We start from the raw sequence: 19,679 nt of genomic DNA, 5'->3' as shown, positions 1-19,679 counted from the left end.
GCGTGTGTCCTCAGAGGTGTCCGTCAGAGCGTGCCGGTGCAGGCCGCGCCATGGTTGAAGACCTGTGCCCACAGCAGCGGCATGTTGAGAATCGCAAGCGTGCCGAGCACCCCGCGCAGTACGTGCGTCTTGATGTTGCTGCGACCATCGTCGAGCAGCCACAGCACGATCGAGCCGACCAGTGCGGAGAGGGACACGACTTCCAGCAGCTCGTTGTCGAGCACGTCCTGATAGACGGTGCACAGGCCACCGTTCCAGATGCCCGCATGAGCGATAACCGGGATCGAGCCAAGCCACAACGCAGTGAGGACTCCGCGGATGGGACGTTCATGGAGCAGCACAAGACTTCGCCACGCTGTGCGAACTGCGCGACACCAGCCGACGGCAGTGGAGACCGCGCGGCGCATGGCAATCACGCCCCGGGAGGTATGGGTTGTTTCAGGCATGGGCTGCCTCCTCGACATCGGCGTAGCGGGAAAAGAGACAGCGCGTGTGGTAACGGTCGTGCTCGACGCCGAGCACTTCACGGATTTCGACGGGGCCGCGTATCGCGCCCTGCCGCTCGGCATGCACGAAGAACCGGAACGTCGAGGCAATCTTCTGGCGCAGGTCGGTGATGGTCATGAGCGGCCCCTCGTCACTCATGCGGATGAGCGATTCGAGTCGCGCGGGTGCCGTGTCAGCCGAGTCAGCGTGAAACGAAACGATGGAGCCGGGGTGTCCCGTATTGAGTGCTTCCATCAGGTCGAAGGCTTCAGCGCCGCGCACTTCGCCGACGATGATCCGGTCGGGGCGGATGCGCAGCGAGAAGCGCACGAGATCGCGGATGGTGATGCCGAGGTTGGTTTCCAGGCCCACGTAGTTCGGCGCGTGGACCTGCAGCTCCGCTGTATCCTCGATGGTGACGATCCGGTCGCTTGCCGGTATCGCATCGATCATCGCGTTGAGCAACGTGGTCTTGCCGGACGAAGTGCCGCCCGAAAATGCGACATTGATCCGCTCACGCATGACCCACTGGAAGAACTCGCACAACGCCGCACCACCGCCTGACAGCCGGTCGAGCAGCACGGCATTGCGGCGCCGGGAGAAAGAGCGCTGCGCGGCAGGCAGTACGTCAAACGCGCCACTGCGCTCGTAGTCGGCCAGACCGATGTGGCGGCGCGCGTGCTTTCGGATCGACAGCATATCGCCGTGAATGGCGACCGGCTGGCGGGCTGCGGCAAGACGAAGGCCGGGCAGCCGCGCATCGAGCAGTGGGGTCTGCGCCTTCGCATTGACGTTGGCGAGAATCGTGATCGCGCGATCGAGCGCGTCAGGATTCAGGTCGCACCCGGCCACAAACGAGATGATGCCGTTGCGCTCGACGAAAATGGTGTCCGCGCGGTTGATCATGATTTCCTGCACGTCGGGATCGGCGAGCATCGGTTGCAGCGGGCCGAGGTAGTCGTTCAGTACCTCGATCGCGTATTCGTACGTGAGCCGGCTCATTGCCCGTTCCCCCATGCGATGGGTTCAAAAAGCCGGGCAATGAAGTTCGAGCTGGAATGCCTGGCCGGCACGGCTTGCTGAGGCTGAGCCACTGGTGCCGGAGCCAGGCGCAGTTCGCGGTAGACGCGTCGCGCATAGGCAATGCGCTTCTCGCGTGTGCCAGCGTTGTACGCACCGATGGCATCCCACGTGAGTCCGAGCCGACGGATGTTCTGCGACAGGATCCATGCGCCGACATAGGCATTGGTGCAGCCGTCATGAAGGCCTGCGCGCGAGACGCCGAAGCGCGAGAGCGTCACGAGCCACCGGCTGTTGATCTGCATCAGCCCAATGTCGGTGGTGCCGTCATCATTCAGATGGACGACACTCGCGCGCTGTCCCGATTCGACGGTGGCGACCGCGCGTACCAGCTGGACGTTGACGTGATGGAACCGCGCGGCATCGTCGAGGCAGTCGCCGCGGCTCGTCGCTGCAACGAGGAATGCAAACAAGGGGATCATCGGGACCCGCTTCACGTTGACCTCATCCGGTTGGGGCTGCCTGAAGGAAACAGAAGCTACGAAAAAGAATCTGCGAAAAAGAACCTGCCGGGAGCGGGGCGCAGCCCGGCAGGTCAACAGCGCGCGTCAGTCCAGGGGGGAGGACTGACGGCTTCACTGTAGGCAGCGCAGGTGCAGGTATCGCCGGAATGCCTGCACCGAAGCGCAGCGGCTCGCGCCGTCATTTTTTGACGGGGCCAATGAACGGAGCTGAAAGCCCGCATGCTGTCCAGTGCGGGATAAAGGCGTCGGGAGAAAGCTGGAAAGGCAAGGGGAAGGAAGGACGCGTAAAGGGAAGGGCCCAATCCAAAGGCCGCAGGTGATGCTGGGATGAATCGCATCACCCGCTCAAAGGCGCAAACGGCGAAGGGCAAAAAAGGGGTTCTGCTGCAAGAGAGAAAAACGCTGCGGCCCTTGCCGCAGAAGGCTGGGAAAGGACCGACCGGCGGCCCGCAAGTGAGGCCATCTGTTGAGCACTATGACTGCGCGGTGCGGCATCCCGTCGTGCAGTTATTTGCGTCGGTTCCAGCAGCGCGATGCGTACCGTTCAACCACGGCGACCTTTCGCCAGGCCTCACGACCGAGGCTGATCCCGTTCTCCCGTTCAGCCGGAAACCCCACATGGCTTTTGCCAATGCCCTTGACTGGTTGAAGTTGCAACAAGCGACGGTGCATGCGACTCCGCCGCTGCCGCCGGCTGCACCGCCCGCGCAGCCTGTCAGGCGCAGCGTGCCGCCTTCGCCGCAATACCTGCCGGTACTGGGATACCGTGAGCTGATTCAGCGAACCGGTGTTGAGGGGACAGTCCGGCGTATCGCCAGCAGTCTGGGTCTGTCTTTCGACAGCGAGAAGCGCGACCTCGAACCGTTGCTGCAGCGGCTCACGGAATTCGTGCAGCTCCTGCCCGCATCGGAATCGCATCATCACGCGCAACCGGGCGGCCTGCTGATTCACCTGCTCGAGGTGGCGCGCTATGCGCTGCATTTCCGTGAGGGGTACCGGCTGCCGCTGGGGGCGAGTCCCGAAGACCAGATGCAGCACGGAGCGCGGTGCAGTTATGCGGTCCTGGTCGGCGCGCTGCTGCACGACATCGGCAAGCCGCTCGCGGACCTGAAGGTCGAACTGGCGAGCGGGCAGGAACTCCGTCCCTGGGTGCCGCTGGCCGGCAGCATGAACGGGCAGGGTGGCGAGTGGTATCGCGTGGATTTCCCGGCGCCTGGCGAGCGCGATTACGGCGCCCATTCGCGTCTTGCCATCGTGCTGCTGCAGCGCGTCGTGCCACCGGCGTCATTGATCTGGCTGGCCCAGTATCCGCCGGTGCTGCATGAACTGGCGGCCTATCTATCCGGTGACGCAAAGTCGAAAGACAGCGCGCTGGCGAAGATCGTCGGCGATGCGGATCGCCGCTCGGTTGCGGAAAACCTGCTCGCCGGTCCCCGTACGCGGTTTGCGACGGCGCGCGCGGTTCCGTTGATCGAGCGGTTGATGGAAGGGCTGCGACGGCTTCTGGCCGAGGGCGGCGTGCCGCTTAACCGTGCGGGAGCCACCGGCTATTGCGACGGCGAATCGCTGTGGTGCGTGGCGAAAACGCTGGCCGAGGCTGTCCGCACTTACGTCGCGTCGCATGAAGAGCAACAACGCGGCGCGGCGGGCATCCCGTCGGACAACAACCGGCTCTTCGACACGTGGCAGGAATACGGTGCGCTGGTGCCGACGCCGGAAGGCGGCGCCATCTGGACCATCACAGTGACGATTGGTGCATGGCAGCAAACGTTCACGGTCCTGCGCTTTCCGCTCGATCGACTCTACGCCGATCCGGCTCGCTATCCGCGTGCGCTACCGGCGGGCTCGGTTCAGGTTATCGAAGTGGGCGCTGCGCCGAACCCGACAGCTGAATGTGTCGAGTTCATTGATGAGGGCGTGACGGACGCACACGCAGAGCCTGGCCCGCAAACGTCGTCGCCAGTCGCGGCCGATGACTTGCCCGACCCGCAGGAGAGCGCTGCGTTCGATGCCGGCACGCTGTCCATGAACGACCGTGAGCACGCTTATCTGCCAGACGCAGAGAGCGCCGCCGTGCTGAACGATGAAATCGTTGATCGCGACGGGAGAAGAGATCCTGCACCCGTACCGGATCTGGTGAGCGCCCCGGTTCGCCCGCGCGAGAAGGCGCGGGTTCCGTCGCGATCCATTGCCGCCCGGGCGGGTGCCCGGCAGCCGCGGCCAAATGCCGAACGGTTCATGGCCTGGGTGCAGGAGGGGGTTGCCAATGGCGGGTTACCGTACAACGAATCGATGGCCCGTGTACATTTTGTGCCGGAGGGTATGCTGCTGGTGACTCCCGCGATCTTCCGCGATTTCGCGCAGGCTCATCCCGACGCGATCGAACAGACGCTGGCGGAAGATGAAGCAACCCCGGAACCGTGGAAGCAGGTCCAGCGTGATTTCCAGAAGTCCGGCTATCCGGTGACCGCCGACGCGGGCGGCGCGGGGCGCTCCTATCTGCTCCACTACACCATCAAGGGCGCCGGCGGCCGTCAGTTATCCGTGATGCTCGTTCCGGAGCCTGAGCGATTCTTCAGTCCCGTGCCGCCGCCGAACGCGATGATCCAGTCGAAGCAGAAGGCGGTCGTAGCGCAAGACGCCGATTCACCTCGGTCGTCTCAGTCGTCTGAGGCGTAACGAGGCACCGGGGCGACGGCGATGGCGTATCCGGTCGAGAACTTCTTTCGCAGGCCCGTCGAACTGCTGTCCTCCGTTGGGGCGCTCGCTGCGACCGGCATCCTCTGGTCCCACCCGGCACTCTTTCTCATCACGCCCGCGACGGGCGGCGTCACGACCCTCGCGCTGCTGTCACTCGCCTACGTTCGCGGGCGACAGGCGTGGCGGCTGATCCGCTTCCAGCGCAATCTTCGCCGCTTGCCGCAGTACGTGATCCCCGCAGCCGACATTCCGTGCTCCGCGAAGGAGGTGTTCCTCGGACGCGGCTTTCGCTGGAGCGTTATTCACACGCAGCGGCTCTATCAGGCCCGTTTTCCCGAAAATCGCCGGCTGCTTGCCCGCAATGACCTGTACGACCGGGCGCGGGACCATGAGCGCCGGTATCCCGACAGCTGGATCGCACATGTGACCCGCCGTGAGGCACGGTGGAATCCCGTCGCGCCGCTGCCGCCGGTCGGAGGAGACCCCGCGCTGCATGGCGTCGAACCGGACGAGCGGGACATCTGGTTCGACATGGCCGAGCGTGTGGGACACATGGCGGTGCTTGGAACGACGCGCGTGGGCAAGACCCGCCTGTGCGAGATGCTGGTGGCCCAGGACATCCGCCGCGGTGATGTCGTGATCGTCTTCGATCCGAAGGGCGACGTCGACCTGTTGCTGCGCATGTATGCGGAAGCGAAACGTTGCGGGCGGGAGAGCGAGTTCACGTTCTTCCACCTCGGCTATCCCGACAGGTCGGCGCGCTATAGCCCGATCGGCACGTATTCGCGGATCACGGAGGTTGCGACACGTATTGCTGGCAATCTGCCGAAGGAGGGCCAGTCGGCGGCGTTCCGCGACTTCGTCTGGCGTTTCGTGAACGTGATGGCGCGGGCGATGAGTGCGCTCGGGATCCGCCCAACCTACGAGATGATTTACCGGAACGCGGTGAACATCGACGGCCTTGCGTTACGCTACTTTCGCTTCTGGCTCGATCGTGATTACCCGGGATGGGAGGACGGGCTCAAGCCGCTGGACAAGGAAGAGGCGAAGCAGGCGATGCGCCTGCAGCGCAACCAGGAGGTGCTGCAGGTGGCGAACCTGATCCGGCAGCAGGGCTGGACCGATCCGATCGCCAATGGCCTGCTGTCGGTCATCAGCAACGAACGCTCGTATTTCGACAAGCTCGTGTCGTCGCTATATCCGCTCCTGGAAAAGCTCACCACAGGTCGCACTTCGGAACTCCTGTCGCCCGACTATGATGATCCCCACGATCCGCGTCCCGTGTTCGACTGGAATCGCGTGATGGATCGCGGCGGGATTGTGTATGTCGGACTGGACGCGTTGTCGGATTTCGAGGTGGCTGGCGTGGTCGGCAATGCGATGTTCGCGGATCTGACGTCGACCGCGGGCCGCATCTACAAGTACGGGCATGGCTATGGGCAAAGCACGGCAGGCGGCCGGCGGCGTGTTTCGATCCATGCGGACGAGTTCAACGAACTGGTCGGCGACGAATTCGTGCCGTTGGTCAACAAGGCGGGCGGCGCCGGATATCAGGTCACCGCCTACACACAGACGAGCGCTGATCTTGAAGCGAAGATCGGCTCACGGGCGAAGGCCGAGCAGATTTTCGGGAACTTCAATACGGTCGTGATGCTGCGGGTGAAGTACGTCACGACCGCGAAGATTCTGACCGACCAGCTCCCGATGGTCGATGTGAAATCACTGACGCTTGCGTCGTCCGCGACGGATGCGGTGAGGCGCGGCGAGGGCGTGCATTTCACGGCACAGACACACGACCAGATCTCGGCACGACAGGTACCGATGCTGCAGGCATCTGATCTGACGCAGTTGCCGAAGGGCCAGGCGTTCGCGCTCATCGAGGGAGGCCAGCTGGTCAAGGTGCGGCTGCCGCTGCTCGACGCGCATGACCCGATCATGCTGCCGGGGCTGGACGATGTGGTCGCGGACATGCGGTCCCGCTATGCGTCCTATGTCCAGGCGGTGTCGCCGTTCGACGAGGCAGGAGGTGTGTCGCCCGATGCTATTGGCGGCGCCGTAGGCAGCTTCATGCCGGTCGACGCGGATGCCGGTACGCCCGCACCGATCTCTGGACCATGGACGGTGCAGGGCAAGGGTGCCGGGTTCTGACGATAGACGAGCGACCATGGCGGCGAAAACGCGCGACGGTAATGCCGATGGTGTGAAGTCTTTCTTCTGGATCGTCGATCTGGCTATCCACGTTGTCCTCTGGCTGCTGCTCGCCAGCATCCTCGCGGTGCTGGCGGATCTCGCCGCGGCGCACACGCTTTGGCACGATGACCCGGTGGGTGGGATGCAGGCGCTGCTTCGCAATTACCTGAGCGAGACGACCGATCCCGGGCTGGCTGCGTGGGCGGCGGACGCCGCGTACTGGGGCTGGTTCGGCTGGACCGGCGTCGATGCGTCGGCGCGGGCCTGGCAGGCAGGCGTCCAGCCTTCGCATGGTTTGGGTTCGTACCTGAGGCCGGCGTTTTCCGAAGCGACGCGCGAGGCGCTCATGGTGGCGATGTACGGTGTCAAGCTCTTCGGCGTTCGCATCACGATGCTCGCGATGACGATTCCGCAGTTCCTGCTCGCGATCGCTGTTGCCGTGGCCGACGGTCTGGCGGCGCGACACGTGAGGCGCACGCAGGGCGGATACGAGTCGGCGACCCGTTACCATCACGCGAAGCGCTTCCTGACGTTCGGCGTGATCCCGTTGACCGCAGTCGTCTGGCTCGTCGCGCCGGTACGGCTGCCGATCTGGCTGCTGTTCTGGCCGGTGTCGATCATGATTGTGATCGCGGTATGGAACATGGCGAAGTACTTCAAGAAGTACATGTAGACCGCAATCTGTCGCCCTGTACTTTGGCCGGCACATCAGGTACGGTTCAAAACGAACCACATCTGCGTGGATTCCGCGACTCGCTTACCTGGTAACGCTGTGGAACTGTCGGCCGGAGTTGACTCGGCAAACTTCAAAAAAATATTTTCAGCATTTCGCGTCCCTAACTGACGTTGAGCAAGCAATGCGTGGGTCGCCGCCGGCTTACGTTAGATCCGACCGGATCATGCCTCGATTTCGAGCGCCGACAGCGGCTTGGAACAGCAAGCGAGGATAAAGCCGTCGTCGATCTCGTTAGGGAGAATACCGCCATGATGATGCATCTCGACCTTGCCTGAGAGTTTCTTCACCTTGCAGGTCCCGCACACGCCGAATTCACAGGCCGCAGGGATCCCCACCGAAAATGCGCGCGCCGTCTGCAGGATGGTCTGGCCGGTAAAACCTTCGGCATCGACGTCAGAACGCAAAAAGCGGACTGGCATTTTTTCTTCAACGGGGACTCCGACGCCAACCTCTGTTGTTGACGCTAAGGGAGCCGGCAGTTCCTCCGCAGCGGAAGCGGCAAAGCTCTCTTGATGGTAATGAGCTAGATCGAAACCCGAAGCTTCCAGCAAAGCACGTACGGCACGCATGAAGGGGTCCGGACCGCAGCAGAAGATTTCCCGTCCGAGAAAGTCGGGTGCCAGGAGCCGGAGCCGTATTTGGTCGATCCTGCCCATATGACCGTACCAGGCTTCACGGCTCGATCGTTCCTCGATCATCAAGCCGAGCGATAGAAGCGGCATATGGCCGCCGATTAACTCGAGCTCTTTGCGGAAAATGATATCTTCTGGTCGCCGTGAGCAATTGACGAAGCAGACGTCGGCCCGAGGTCTGCAATCGTGCAGCCAACGCAGCATCGACATCATCGGCGTCACGCCGGAACCAGCCGAAATAAAAAGGTACTTTGCGGCCGGATGTCTATGCAGGGAGAAGTCGCCCGTCGGTCCGTAGGCGTTGACGCGGATGCCCGGTTTCAAATGGTCGAACATCCAACGCGTGCCCATGCTGCCTGCCTGCGCCTTAGCTGTCACCGCGATTGAAAATGGTCGCGACGGCGAGGATGAGATCGTATAGGTACGCATCAGCGGACCGTCGACGGTGGGCAGCTCTAAAGTCACGAACTGCCCCGGCTCGAAGCGGAACCAGGTCGCATCGTCGGAGCGGAAGGTAAAGGTTTTCACCTCCGGAACCTCTTCTCTCACGTCGATTACTTCCAGAGCGTGAAGCTTGTCATTCCAAGGTGCCATGTCGTCAAGATGAAGGTACCGGCTGCGATCAGTCATTGCGTACATCCTCAATCTCTTAAACGGCACCGCGGAGCGGCTGGCCACCCTCGGCCAAGCGTGAACCGATAAAGCGCGCATACCAATCATTGAACTGAATGACACTGCCCTCATAAAGCTCCGAATAGGGACCTGGCTCGTAGGCCGGCGACAAGATGCCAAAGGCGTTTTCTTCGACAATGCGGCGGTCCTGATCGTTAGTTTGGGCCCAAACGTGTGTGAGTTCGTCAAGATCGTAGTCGACACCCTCAACCGCGTCTTTGTGTACCAGCCATTTTGTCGTCAACGCGGTTTCCGTAGCACTGATCGGCAGCACGCGGAAGGTCACGGCGTGATCGCCAAGAACGTGGTTCCACGTCGAAGGATAGTGGTAAAGGGCAAGCGTGCCGATGCGCTCGGCGCTGACGTCTGATAAGTTCTGCCGGACCGCACGTTTTCCAGTCATGGTGAAGCTGACCGCGTCGCGCAGCAGCGGTGTTCGTGTGGCACGGTACTGGCCAGCCGGGTCGATGCGGAACTTGCTCGGTAGGCCCGCTGCTTCCCAGTTAGCCCAAAGTGCCTGCAATTCGGGATCGTTCTCGGGCTCATAGGCGCTGTTCGACGTCGGCGCCTCCGATAACGTCCTACATAGCTCGGGATGGTTAGCTGCGCAGTGATAGCATTCCTTGTTGTTCTCCCAGACCAACTTCCAGTTCCCTTTCTCGATGACCGTGCTCTCGAAGGCGACCTTTGCGTCGCTGAGCCGGTGCGGCAGCAGGTAGGGCTCGATCATCGCCCGCATCGGCGCGAAATCAGCCGGCTCCTTTGCGAGGCAGATGAAAATGTATCCGCCAACGCTTTCGCAAGCGACAGGCTTCAGGCCGAACTGGCTTTTATCGAATCCGTCGGCCATATTTCGGGCGAAGAGCATGCGTCCGTCCAGCTCGTAGGTCCATTGGTGGTACGGGCAGACAAGCTTTGCCGCCGTGCCTTTGTCTGTCTTGCAAATGCGGCTACCGCGATGGCGACACGAATTGTGAAAGGCGTTGATGTTGCCTTGCTGGTCGCGCACCAGGACAACTGGATACGCGCCAACTTGAACTGTGATGAAGCTGCCAGGCTTCGGCAATTCGCAATCGTGGCCAATAAAAAGCCAGTCGCGATACCAGATCAGTTCCATGTCCAGCTTGAAAAACTCTGGATCGGTGTAGAAGGGCTGCTCGAGGGAAAAGCCCGGCCTGCGGTCGTGCAAAAGCCTCAGCATGTCGTTGCGTGCAACGACATCCTGTTTTCTCATCGTGATGATTGATTCGGAGGAGTAGTTAGCGTGCTCAGTTGCAACGGCCTTCAGAGGATTCACAGAGTCGCGCTTCTTTCCGGTTGCGCTCGAGTCATGAGCGCTTTGAGGATTTTGAGATTCTTGGACGCCCGCATTCAGCTCGGAACAAGCTTCAGTGCGCGTCACGGTCCGTCCAGCGCTTGCGCTCGATTGCTCAGTGGCTTTTAACGAATCGTACGGAGTATCAACGCTTTTGATCGTTTCGGTCTCGTCGGGGATCTTTGACATAGTTCAAGCCTATTCCTTGAGGCGGCCTCGACAAAAAAGCCACTACCTTGTGAGTTGTTTCAATTAAAATTTATAAAGCGACACTTTTTATTGAGCACTAGTTCCGACGCTGACCGGCTGGATGTCGACGAAACTGAATGTTCGGCGCCGACAGTCTTAAGAGGTTTGGCAAAGAAAGTCGATCATGTTTTTTCATCGTTGCTATCGATACGCATCCCAACATCAACCCGCGATCGTCTACAGATCGGGGAGCGCGCTAGATGTATTTTCTGGGCATCGCGTGGGTGACCCTTATCGAGCACTGTCGCTCATGGGGTCAGCCCGATCCCGGAGCCAATCTCCGATGATGGAGACCGATAGCGCAGTTAACATGATGACTGCGCTTGGGATGAAAACTAGCCAAGGTGCCCCTTCCATATAAGCACGCGCACTTCCGACCATGTTGCCAAGACTCGATAGCGGTGGCTGCACACCCAGTCCAAGGAATGACAGGCTTGTTTCGAGCAAGATGACTTCGGGCAGATTGAGCGTCATTGCAACGATCAAGCTGGAGCCTACATTGGGCAGGATGTGCAGTGCATACAGGCGCACAGGTGAAGCACCGATATCCCGTACCGCAATCGTATAGCCCTGCTCTGATGCTGACATTGCGAGCCCACGGGAAAGCCGGGCAATGCGCTCCCATCCATAGAAGCCCAGTAGCACGGTAAACAGGACGAGATTGTTACCAAAAAAAGCCAGGACGGCGAGCGCGACGATCATGAATGGAATTGCCGCCTGAGCGTCGATCAGCATCAGGATGATTTGTTCGACACGACCTCTGCCGTGGGCTGCAAGGAAACCGAGTCCGACCCCGATCGCCGCTGCGATGAATGTAGAAATCAGCCCAATCGTCATGCTCGTGCGGATCGAGGAGAGCAGACGCGAAAACGTATCTCGGCCGAGCTGGTCAGTTCCAAGGGGATGTATCCAATCTCCTCCAGCAAGGAAAGCGGGAGGGCGCAGGCGTTCACGCAGGTCCATTGCCGCTATGTCAAACGGGGTGAGGTGGTTTGCCAAAAGTGCGATTACACCCATGGCCGCAATCCACAGAAACGCAATGAACAGCGATGGAGAAAACCCCTGCGTTACCCGACGCCAGGACAGCGTAGAGTAATTCAATATCGTAGCCATCTGTCTCATCCTTTGCTCGTGCTGTTGACTTGCCGGTGACGCAGACGCGGATCGAGTAGCCCGTAGAGGAGGTCAACGCCGAAGTTGGCGAGAACCATGGCGGCGCCGATCATCAATAGGATCGTTTGCACGACGGCAAGATCCCGGTTTGCGACTGAATCGACGAGCAATCGACCTATTCCCGGCCACGAAAACACGCTCTCGACAACCACTGCTCCTGCTACCAAACCACCCAGCATGAGTCCAATGATGGTGACGACCGGCAGGGCCGCATTTGGAATTACATGAAGCAATACCATTCTCGTGCGCGGGATACCTCTAAGCTTCGCCGCTCGCACGTGCGGTTGGCCGAGAACGTCGATGATTGCCGAACGTGTGAATCGGGCTAATGTTGCGCCACCGAATACGCCAAGTGTCAACACGGGCAAGATAATGTGATAGATGGTGCCCGCGCCTCCGGAGGGAAGCCAATGTAATCTGACGGCGAACAGCATGACCAACAATAGACCTAGGACGAATGACGGCATGGTGAAGCCCACAATTGAACCAGTCATCATCAGTCGATCAAGCCAGGTGTCACGCCGAAGGGCGCTGAATACGCCGGCAGGAATGCCGACCATCAATTGCAGGATAAAGCCGGGAATGGTGATCGCCAACGTCGCCGGCAATCGATCCACAACGACATCCAATGCGTTTCGTCCGTCGAGCATCGAGCGTCCGAGATTTCCTTCCATGACTGCTTGCAGGTATCTCACATACTGAACCCACAATGACTGGTCGAGACCCCAGGTTCGGCGAAATTCCCGAAGTGCCTCTTTCGACGCGTCGAGGCCGATAATATTTACGGCCGCATCGCCCGAGAGCCGAAGGACCACGAACGTGACGGTCACGATCAAGAGTAGGGTCGCTAACGCACGTAAACAACGAGCGGAGATGTATCCCAACATTATGTGTTCTCCATTGCCGCGCGCAAGGAGGCCATGTCATCCTGAGGGTGGTGACATGCCACGGAGCGGCTTGGCGCGATGACGCGTAGCTCTGGCTGTGTTGTTTGACATAGCTTCGATGCGCGTGGGCAGCGTGGATGCAATACGCATCCACTCGGAACTTCCATCGGATTTGGCGGATCTCCGTGGATAATCAGGCTTCGCGGGGGCTGTGGTTTCAAGCTCGGGACAGCCAACATCAGCGCCTGTGTATAGGGATGCAGTGGGTTCCGGAAAAGTTCTCCCGTCGCAGCCTCTTCCATAATTTTTCCGAGATACATCACGATCACTCTGTCGGCAATCTGACGAACGATTTTCAAATCGTGGCTAATGAACAGGTAGGTGAGACCTCTGCTCGCCTGCACATCCTTTAGCAGATTGACCACCTGTGCCCCGACGGACACGTCGAGGGCGGAAACGGGCTCGTCGCACACCACAAGATCCGGATCGAGCACCAGCGCACGCGCCAGGATCACGCGCTGCCGCTGCCCCCCGGAGAGTTCGTGAGGATAGCTTACAAACTGGTCTGTTCGCAGTCCGACGGTCGACATCAAAGTATGGACCTTCTCCCGTCGCTCTGCCACAGAACCAATGCCATGGACAACAAGCGGCTCCATGACCTGGCGACCGATCGGGAGTCTTCGGTCGAGGAAAGACAGCGGGTCCTGGTAGACCATCTGCATTTTTTGTCTTTGCGCTCTCCAGACGGCGTCATGGCGCGTTTGCACTGCCATGCCGTCGAGTAAGATCGACCCGCTTGTTGGCGCCATCATGCCCAGCACGAGGCGGCCGGTCGTCGATTTACCGCATCCCGACTCGCCAACGACGCCAAGCGTTTCCCCCCGTCTGATGGAGAAAGACACGTCGTCGACCGCCTTCAACGGAACCTTTGGCGAAAAAAGATTTGCCCGGGAACGGACACTGAAATGTTTGGTCAGTCCCTGCACGTTCAGAAAGGAAGTCATGCCGAAATGTTCTCTTTTACCTTAGCCGTCTCAGCGTTGCTGGACTCAGCCCTAAAACAGGCAACCTGATGATCGTTCGCAACAGGCACGATCGCCGGCGACGTAACCGAACAACTCGGCAATGCTTGTGCGCACCTGGCCTGGAAGGCGCATCCGCGTGGGATGTCATTCGGAGCGGGAACGTGCCCCGGAATCGCGCGCAACCGTCCGATCGGCTCATCGATATCGGGAGCGGCCGCGAGAAGACCACGCGTATATGGATGTTGCGACCGGTGCCAGAAATCAGCTGATGGCGCCATCTCTACAAGTTTTCCCGCATACATGACGGCAATTCGGTCGCTGGTCTCGCGCACCACGCCGAGATCATGAGAGATGAGAACGATAGACGTGCCCATCTCGCCTCTGATTTCTCTAAGCAAGTCCAGAATCTGGGCTTGGACGGTAACATCCAGCCCAGTCGTGGGTTCGTCGGCGATGAGAAGATCCGGTTCGCCAGCCAGAGCCATGGCAATTGCCACGCGTTGGTTTGTTCCCCCAGAAAGCTCGTGCGGATACTGGCCAAGACGTCGCTCGGCAGCCGGTATTCGAACTCGATCGAGCAACCGTTTTGCTTCAACGCGCGCTGTGCTCCATGCTAAGGCGCGATGTAACACCAGTGTCTCTGCAAGCTGGAACCCAATTGTGTGGATCGGATTGAGAGAGGCAGTGGCATCCTGGACGATCATTGCCAAACGCCGCCCGCGAAGGGCGGTCATGTCCCTTTCTTTAAGATCGAGTAAGTTCGACCCTTCGAAGAGAACCGAGCCTGTAGTGCGTGCTTTTTGTCCCAGCACTCGAAGGACAGCAAGCCAAGTAACACTTTTCCCGCATCCTGACTCCCCGACAAGTCCGAGAATTTCGCCACGGCCGATATCCAGATTGATGCCCCTCAGAATCTCAGTGGATCCGCGCTTCGATCGAAGCTGAAGGCGAAGATCCCTGATCTGCAAGAGCGGTATGACGCTTTCGTCACGCACCATCATTTCAGAGCTCGAATTCATGGAGGCGCCACGCTCGAACGCTTGCGACACGAGCGCAGCGTCGTCTGCGGTCCCTGAACCCAAGGGCTTGCCTGTTTCGCGGCTATGAGGATCAGTGTGATGATCGATGATCATGGAGGATCGCCTTGCTGTAATACCGCCACCGACAGTCTCAATCGACCTCGAAACCCGGCTCATGGATTTGTTCACGAATGGGCATCATGCGATCTATTGGACGCATGATGCCCGGCGAGCATAAGACTATGCTGGGGTGTTGAACGGACCGAAGTCCATCATTGCGCTGCGAAGCGGCACAAAACTGACATCGCGCCGCTTTCCGTACAGCATCGGCGAGTCAAAAAGCACTGTCCCTGGCGGGTCGATCTCACCGAAAATCTCCAGCACCCGCTCGTGGAGCCTTCGGCGTTCAGGAAGGTCGGTCATCGTTTGCAATCTTTTACCGATCTCGTCGAACTCGGGGTTGCTCCAGCTCTTGGCTTCATAGCGGATAAAGCCATCCGGCCCGTAATTGGCCCAAAGCGATCCCATTACGTCGGGATAGATTGTGACGGCCGAACTATCAAAGATCGCATAATTTGGTTGAGCGAAAACCTGCGCCCAGTTCTCGCACACCTTGAGTTGAATATTGACGCCGACGGCCTCCCACATCTGCTGGAGCGCTTGCGCCACGTCAAGTTCAGCCGTGTAGTAGTTAGCTACGATACGATATTCGATCGGCGCGCCTGAATAGCCGGCTTCGGCCAGGAGCTTCTTTGCCGCGACGGGATCGAACGCTGGCATCGGAAAATTACTGATGTACATGTCGCCATAGGATTTCCATTGGAAACCTCTGGGCACGTCCACCATGTCCGCGAAGAGTTGTTTGGTGATAGCCTTGCGGTCGATAGCAAGATTGAGTGCCCGGCGAATGCGAACGTCCTTAAGTGGGCCACCAAACTTGCCGTAGCTCACGCAGCGGATGTTGTTGATCGCGCCCCCGACGACGTCGAGATTTTTGTGTCCCTTAATCGTCGCAATCTGGTCTGGCGTTACTTCGGTGATGAGATGAACATCACCGGCGGCCAACGCGTTCACCCGGCTAGCGGCCTCTGGCATGACTTTGAAAGTCAGCGAAGAGTAGGGCGGCTGCCCGCCCCAGTATTGGTCATGCGCGACCAATCGAATCTGTTCACCGGCCTTGACTTCAGCGACACGATAGGGGCCAGTGGCCACTGGGGATAGCGCCCATTTGTCCCAGTTTCCGATCTTCAGGAACGCAGCCTTGCTGATAATCTGGCTGGTCCAGTTTGCCAGTCTGAACTGGAAAAGCGGATCAACCTGTTTATTCACGAAACGCACAGTGGTGTCATTGAGGGCAACCACCTTATCCAGGCCGCTGAAAAATTGGCGGGATATACTTTGACCCGGTAGCCCGTCGGTCAACATGCGTTGCGGTCCAAACGTAAAGGCAACGTCTTCGGTGGTCATCACCGATCCATCATGGAAGTGGACGCCTTTGCGGATCACCACATCCCAGGTGAGTGGATCGACCTGTTTCCAGGACGTCGCTAGACCCGGTACCAAGCGGTCGCCGTTGCGGTAATCGACACGGATCAACGTGTCGTAAATGCTCGCCGTAACACGGTATGCAATATTCGTCGTGATCCTAAGGGGATCGAGTTGTGGCGGATTGTCCTGAACCGCGATGATCAAATCGGTTCGAGATCGTGCATGGGCGATGCGCGGTGCGATTGCGGTCAGCGGAACGGCACCCATCATTTTAAGGTAGTTACGGCGAGTCATACTCACGATGCGATATCCTCGATTGTCCAGCAAAGCGGGCGGTGGATTGGAAACGTCTTTAAAACATTAGATATGAGCCACATCAGCCGTTCGGGTGCTTACGGCAAAAGTCGCTATGGTTCCACCGACTTATCGTCAGCACGACGGTGCGACTTAGGTAACGTGTTCAAGCCAGTTCGGTAATGGGGAGCGGAGCTCGTCGGGCGCGGCTCGCCAAATGCCACATCGTCCGTGCTTCTTCTGAAGTCCAACCTTGGCGACTATGCATGGTCGCCATGTTGTCCCAAATGACGACATCGCCTGCGCTGATGCCATAACTCCAACTACACTCGAGCGCAAACATATGGTCCCAAAGAATATCCATTATTCTTCGACTTTCCTGACCCGAAAGACCTTCAATCAGCGTATCTCGGTGCATAGGTACCATCAGATACGGGCGATGAGTAGAGGGGTGTAGACAGACAAGCGGATGGCGCACCCCTGATCGGCGTACCGCTTCCGGTTGCGTCTGCGGCGTCTCGAAGTCTTCGAAATACGGAGATCTTCCGCCTTTCCAATAAATTGCTTTCAGACCTGCCAATTCGTTACGCAACTTATCGGGCAGCCGAGCGTAGGCTTCGTACATGTTCATCCACGACGTCTCGGGTGCGGGCGTTGGCGTGCGCTTACCGCTAAAAGTAATGACGCCTGGCGGCACGTCTTCGGCGGCGCCGTCGTTATGCCAAACCTGCGCCAGCGTATTTCCGGCATCCCCGAGCGGGAGTCCCGACGGCGTGAATTCGGTTGAAATGACCTTGATCTCGGGTCGATCGGGCACGTGGATCGCGCCGGGATTATCCGGTAGCTTTATATTGACAAACGGCGTGCCACCGCCGATCCCAGCTGCAAGACGGAAAATATGTTGCGCAGACAGATCGCATTGGTTGAACACGAGAACGAGATGGCGATCAAGTGCTTGACGAAGTGCATCAAAGAGTTCGCTCGATGCTGCTGCGTCGTCTAACACCTGATCGAACGCAACACCTGATACCTTGGCTCCGAGCGACGGTGAGGTGCTTTCAAAGGATAGGGTCATACAAACAATCCTAGACGTTAAGTTAACCTAAGTTAATTCAGTACTTGATAACATCGTCCGTGTTATCAGCTTGCTGGGAGTTTCTGCGTGTCCCAAGACACCTTCACCGGTTCGTCATCGGCTCATCCGTAGCTCAACTTCATATGTAATATGAAGGAGATGAGCAAAAGAGCGACGATGTTAGACGTTATCATCGGCCAGCTGTTGATGAGAAAGCTATAGCCGAGCCATAACGAGGTGCCAGTCAGGAACACAGAATACATTGCAACGGAAACGCCCTCAGCGGACTTCGTGCGCCAAATGAGCAACGCCTGCGGAATAAAAGATGCGGTGCTGAATATTGCTGCGAGATAGCCAATTGGTTCGGTAATCGATGTCATATCAATATTTATAAGCGCTTTCTGGGATCTCAACAATGGATTCCCGAGCCTGGAAACTACTAACAATCTTAAGCTTGCTGGTCAGCCAGTAACGACTGATTGAATCCTCATTGGAAAGCGCCAGCCGTCGCGCATCGGATAGAGCTTGCCGACACACTAAAAGCGCAACCCTGCTCAGCGACGCTCCTTCCTGATTACCTTTATAGCTCTCACAATTTCTTAAGCGTTAAGCCTTGCGGCGATCCTGTGTAACTAGAAAGCCGCTTGTTCGCGAAGTTCAACCGCCAACTGAGTAATTTTTGCGAATACGCCAGCTCAACTGCGGCATAGTCCGCTTTCCCTGCAAGATTAGTGGTCTCGTCCGGATCGGCTTCAAGGTCGTAAAGCATAGGTGGAAGCGAGCCGAAGTGAACGTATTTGAACTTGTGTCCCCGAACTGCACAAAAACTGCTGTTGTGGGGCGTTAATCCATACTTACGTGACCATTTTTCTGAGAACAGTCCGTGAAAATCAAATTCGAAATGGGCTTCTTCCCGCCACTTGGAGGGGGTTTGCCCAAAGCAGAATGGCATGACGGACTGGCCGTCGCATTGAGTCGGGATAGAGATGCCGAGCCAATCTAATATCGTAGGGACGATGTCCACGCTTTCGGTGAACGCTTCGACAACCCGGCCGCGGCCCGGATCTGCCTCCTTCGACGGGTCGAGGATGACCAACGGAATGTGATAGGAACCGTCGAAACTATTCATTTTTCCAAACTGATAGTGGTCCCCCATCGTTTCGCCGTGATCCGTAGTGAGGACAATCAGTGTGTTATGAATCTCGCCTGTCTCTTCGAGCCGAGCAATGACACGCCCCATTTGAGCATCGAGCTCTTCCATCAGGCCGTAATAGTGCTGCTTGATGTGTCGAACGTCGTCGTCAGACGCATCACTGCATAGACCGGTGCCGTTCTGGACATAGTCGTGCATTTTTGTCGACGCTAACGACTCAGCGATGAAGGGGTGCTGTTCACTTTCCTCTTCCCGAGACGCGGCACGCTTGGGATTGGGAATCGTCTCAAGAGAGTGGCGTTGTTGATATTCAGCTGGTGCAATGAAAGGCGGGTGCGGCTTCCAATAGCCCAAGTGAAAAATCCACGGCTTCCCGTTGCGCCCGGACAGAAACCGCAATGCGCTGTCGGTCGCCCATGTCGTATCAGAATGCTCCGAGGGTATCGGGGATGGCGCGTCGAGACGGCTCGACTCAGGCTTCCAGACATCGGTTCCATTCTCCGGGATGTGATAGCCAAGCATTGCGAGATAGGAGAGGTACCGCTCGATATGGTCCGGGTCTTCTATTGTCTCAATGGTGGCCCAACCGGGCATGTTGTTGCCATACGTTTTGTAACGATAGTCCGCCGCTGTCGTGGTGGCCGGGTCGGGCATCCATGAATGAGCGCCGATTGATGCTGGAAAGTAGCCATGGTTACGCAACTCGACGCCGAGATTTGAGATCGACGCGTCCATTGGCGTTTTGTTTTGCGTGGCGCGATGATTCATCACGTACATACCGGTCATCAACGAGGCACGAGCGGGTCCGCACGGCGATCCGGTCGAGTAGTGGTTTGCGAACACCGTTGCGCGTTCACAAAGCCTTCGGATATTGGGTAGTTGTAAAAAATTGTCTTCGTGCCAGGGCATGCAGTCACCACGCCACTGATCGGTGACTATCAACAAGACATTTCGAGCGGTCATCTGTAATTCCTATAGTTAGAGCTTGAACGGTCCGAAATGCGGATAAGCCAACGCAGGGCTGCTGATGTAGGCCGTGAT

16 protein-coding genes are annotated in these 19,679 nt (G+C 58.5%); 3 read left to right on the top strand and 13 right to left on the bottom strand.

The window, feature by feature from the left end:
* Nucleotides 1-23 precede the first annotated feature (23 nt).
* Genes BM438_RS08875 through BM438_RS08865 form a run of 3 tightly spaced genes read right to left on the bottom strand, consistent with a single transcriptional unit; the run spans nucleotide 24 to nucleotide 1,988 of the window.
* On the bottom strand, nucleotides 24-446 hold the full coding sequence (locus BM438_RS08875) for a hypothetical protein (RefSeq protein WP_093633894.1): 423 nt from the start codon (nucleotides 444-446) through the stop codon (nucleotides 24-26).
* Nucleotides 439-1,488: a TadA family conjugal transfer-associated ATPase gene (locus BM438_RS08870; protein WP_093633893.1), complete on the bottom strand. Its 1,050-nt coding sequence runs from the start codon at nucleotides 1,486-1,488 to the stop codon at nucleotides 439-441. Before BM438_RS08870 ends, BM438_RS08875 begins: the two co-directional genes overlap by 8 nt.
* Nucleotides 1,485-1,988 carry a lytic transglycosylase domain-containing protein gene (locus BM438_RS08865; protein WP_244179301.1) on the bottom strand — a complete coding sequence of 168 codons (504 nt, stop codon included), beginning with the start codon at nucleotides 1,986-1,988 and terminating at the stop codon, nucleotides 1,485-1,487. Before BM438_RS08865 ends, BM438_RS08870 begins: the two co-directional genes overlap by 4 nt.
* Before the next feature lie 660 nt (nucleotides 1,989-2,648).
* Here BM438_RS08865 and mobH point away from each other — a divergent pair.
* From mobH to BM438_RS08850, 3 genes are read left to right on the top strand one after another with little or no spacing between them, the layout of a single operon-like run.
* Nucleotides 2,649-4,709, top strand: coding sequence for a MobH family relaxase (gene mobH, locus BM438_RS08860; RefSeq protein WP_093633891.1), 2,061 nt, complete (start codon nucleotides 2,649-2,651; stop codon nucleotides 4,707-4,709).
* 21 nt (nucleotides 4,710-4,730) lie between these two features.
* A complete protein-coding gene (gene traD / locus BM438_RS08855) occupies nucleotides 4,731-6,878 on the top strand; it encodes a type IV conjugative transfer system coupling protein TraD (RefSeq protein WP_093633890.1) in 2,148 nt (715 codons plus the stop codon).
* A 16-nt stretch (nucleotides 6,879-6,894) separates the two neighbouring features.
* A complete protein-coding gene (locus BM438_RS08850; RefSeq protein WP_093633889.1) occupies nucleotides 6,895-7,593 on the top strand; it encodes an IncC plasmid conjugative DNA transfer DtrJ family protein in 699 nt (232 codons plus the stop codon).
* Nucleotides 7,594-7,817: 224 nt separating this feature from the next.
* Here BM438_RS08850 and BM438_RS08845 read toward each other — a convergent pair whose 3' ends face one another.
* The 10 genes from BM438_RS08845 to BM438_RS08800 form a co-directional block, all read right to left on the bottom strand.
* The gene (locus BM438_RS08845; RefSeq protein WP_093633888.1) at nucleotides 7,818-8,918 is read right to left on the bottom strand and encodes an FAD-binding oxidoreductase; all 1,101 of its coding nucleotides are present in this window, start codon (nucleotides 8,916-8,918) and stop codon (nucleotides 7,818-7,820) included.
* Between the two features lie 19 nt (nucleotides 8,919-8,937).
* On the bottom strand, nucleotides 8,938-10,464 hold the full coding sequence (locus BM438_RS08840; protein WP_244179300.1) for an aromatic ring-hydroxylating oxygenase subunit alpha: 1,527 nt from the start codon (nucleotides 10,462-10,464) through the stop codon (nucleotides 8,938-8,940).
* Nucleotides 10,465-10,755: 291 nt separating this feature from the next.
* A complete protein-coding gene (locus BM438_RS08835) occupies nucleotides 10,756-11,637 on the bottom strand; it encodes an ABC transporter permease (RefSeq protein ID WP_093634067.1) in 882 nt (293 codons plus the stop codon).
* Nucleotides 11,638-11,642: 5 nt separating this feature from the next.
* Nucleotides 11,643-12,584, bottom strand: a complete 942-nt coding sequence (locus tag BM438_RS08830; RefSeq protein WP_093633887.1) for an ABC transporter permease — start codon at nucleotides 12,582-12,584, stop codon at nucleotides 11,643-11,645.
* On the bottom strand, nucleotides 12,584-13,588 hold the full coding sequence (locus BM438_RS08825; RefSeq protein WP_093633886.1) for an ABC transporter ATP-binding protein: 1,005 nt from the start codon (nucleotides 13,586-13,588) through the stop codon (nucleotides 12,584-12,586). Before BM438_RS08825 ends, BM438_RS08830 begins: the two co-directional genes overlap by 1 nt.
* Entirely contained in the window at nucleotides 13,585-14,742 is a 1,158-nt protein-coding gene (locus BM438_RS08820; RefSeq protein WP_208620630.1) for an ABC transporter ATP-binding protein, read from the bottom strand. The genes BM438_RS08825 and BM438_RS08820 overlap by 4 nt, the downstream gene beginning before the upstream one ends.
* 126 nt (nucleotides 14,743-14,868) lie before the next feature.
* Nucleotides 14,869-16,410 carry an ABC transporter substrate-binding protein gene (locus BM438_RS08815; RefSeq protein ID WP_244179325.1) on the bottom strand — a complete coding sequence of 514 codons (1,542 nt, stop codon included), beginning with the start codon at nucleotides 16,408-16,410 and terminating at the stop codon, nucleotides 14,869-14,871.
* 166 nt (nucleotides 16,411-16,576) lie between these two features.
* Nucleotides 16,577-17,485: a TauD/TfdA dioxygenase family protein gene (locus BM438_RS08810; RefSeq protein WP_093633884.1), complete on the bottom strand. Its 909-nt coding sequence runs from the start codon at nucleotides 17,483-17,485 to the stop codon at nucleotides 16,577-16,579.
* 122 nt (nucleotides 17,486-17,607) lie between these two features.
* Complete coding sequence (locus BM438_RS08805) at nucleotides 17,608-17,865, bottom strand: SemiSWEET transporter (protein WP_093633883.1); 258 nt, start codon at nucleotides 17,863-17,865, stop codon at nucleotides 17,608-17,610.
* 209 nt (nucleotides 17,866-18,074) lie between these two features.
* The gene (locus BM438_RS08800; RefSeq protein WP_093633882.1) at nucleotides 18,075-19,601 is read right to left on the bottom strand and encodes a sulfatase-like hydrolase/transferase; all 1,527 of its coding nucleotides are present in this window, start codon (nucleotides 19,599-19,601) and stop codon (nucleotides 18,075-18,077) included.
* Between the last annotated feature and the right edge of the window lie 78 nt (nucleotides 19,602-19,679).

This window comes from Paraburkholderia aspalathi (assembly GCF_900116445.1).
In the GTDB taxonomy this organism is placed as follows: domain Bacteria; phylum Pseudomonadota; class Gammaproteobacteria; order Burkholderiales; family Burkholderiaceae; genus Paraburkholderia; species Paraburkholderia aspalathi.
The sequence above is the reverse complement of the archived record's forward strand: the minus strand, read 5'-3'. Positions and strand labels throughout refer to the sequence as shown.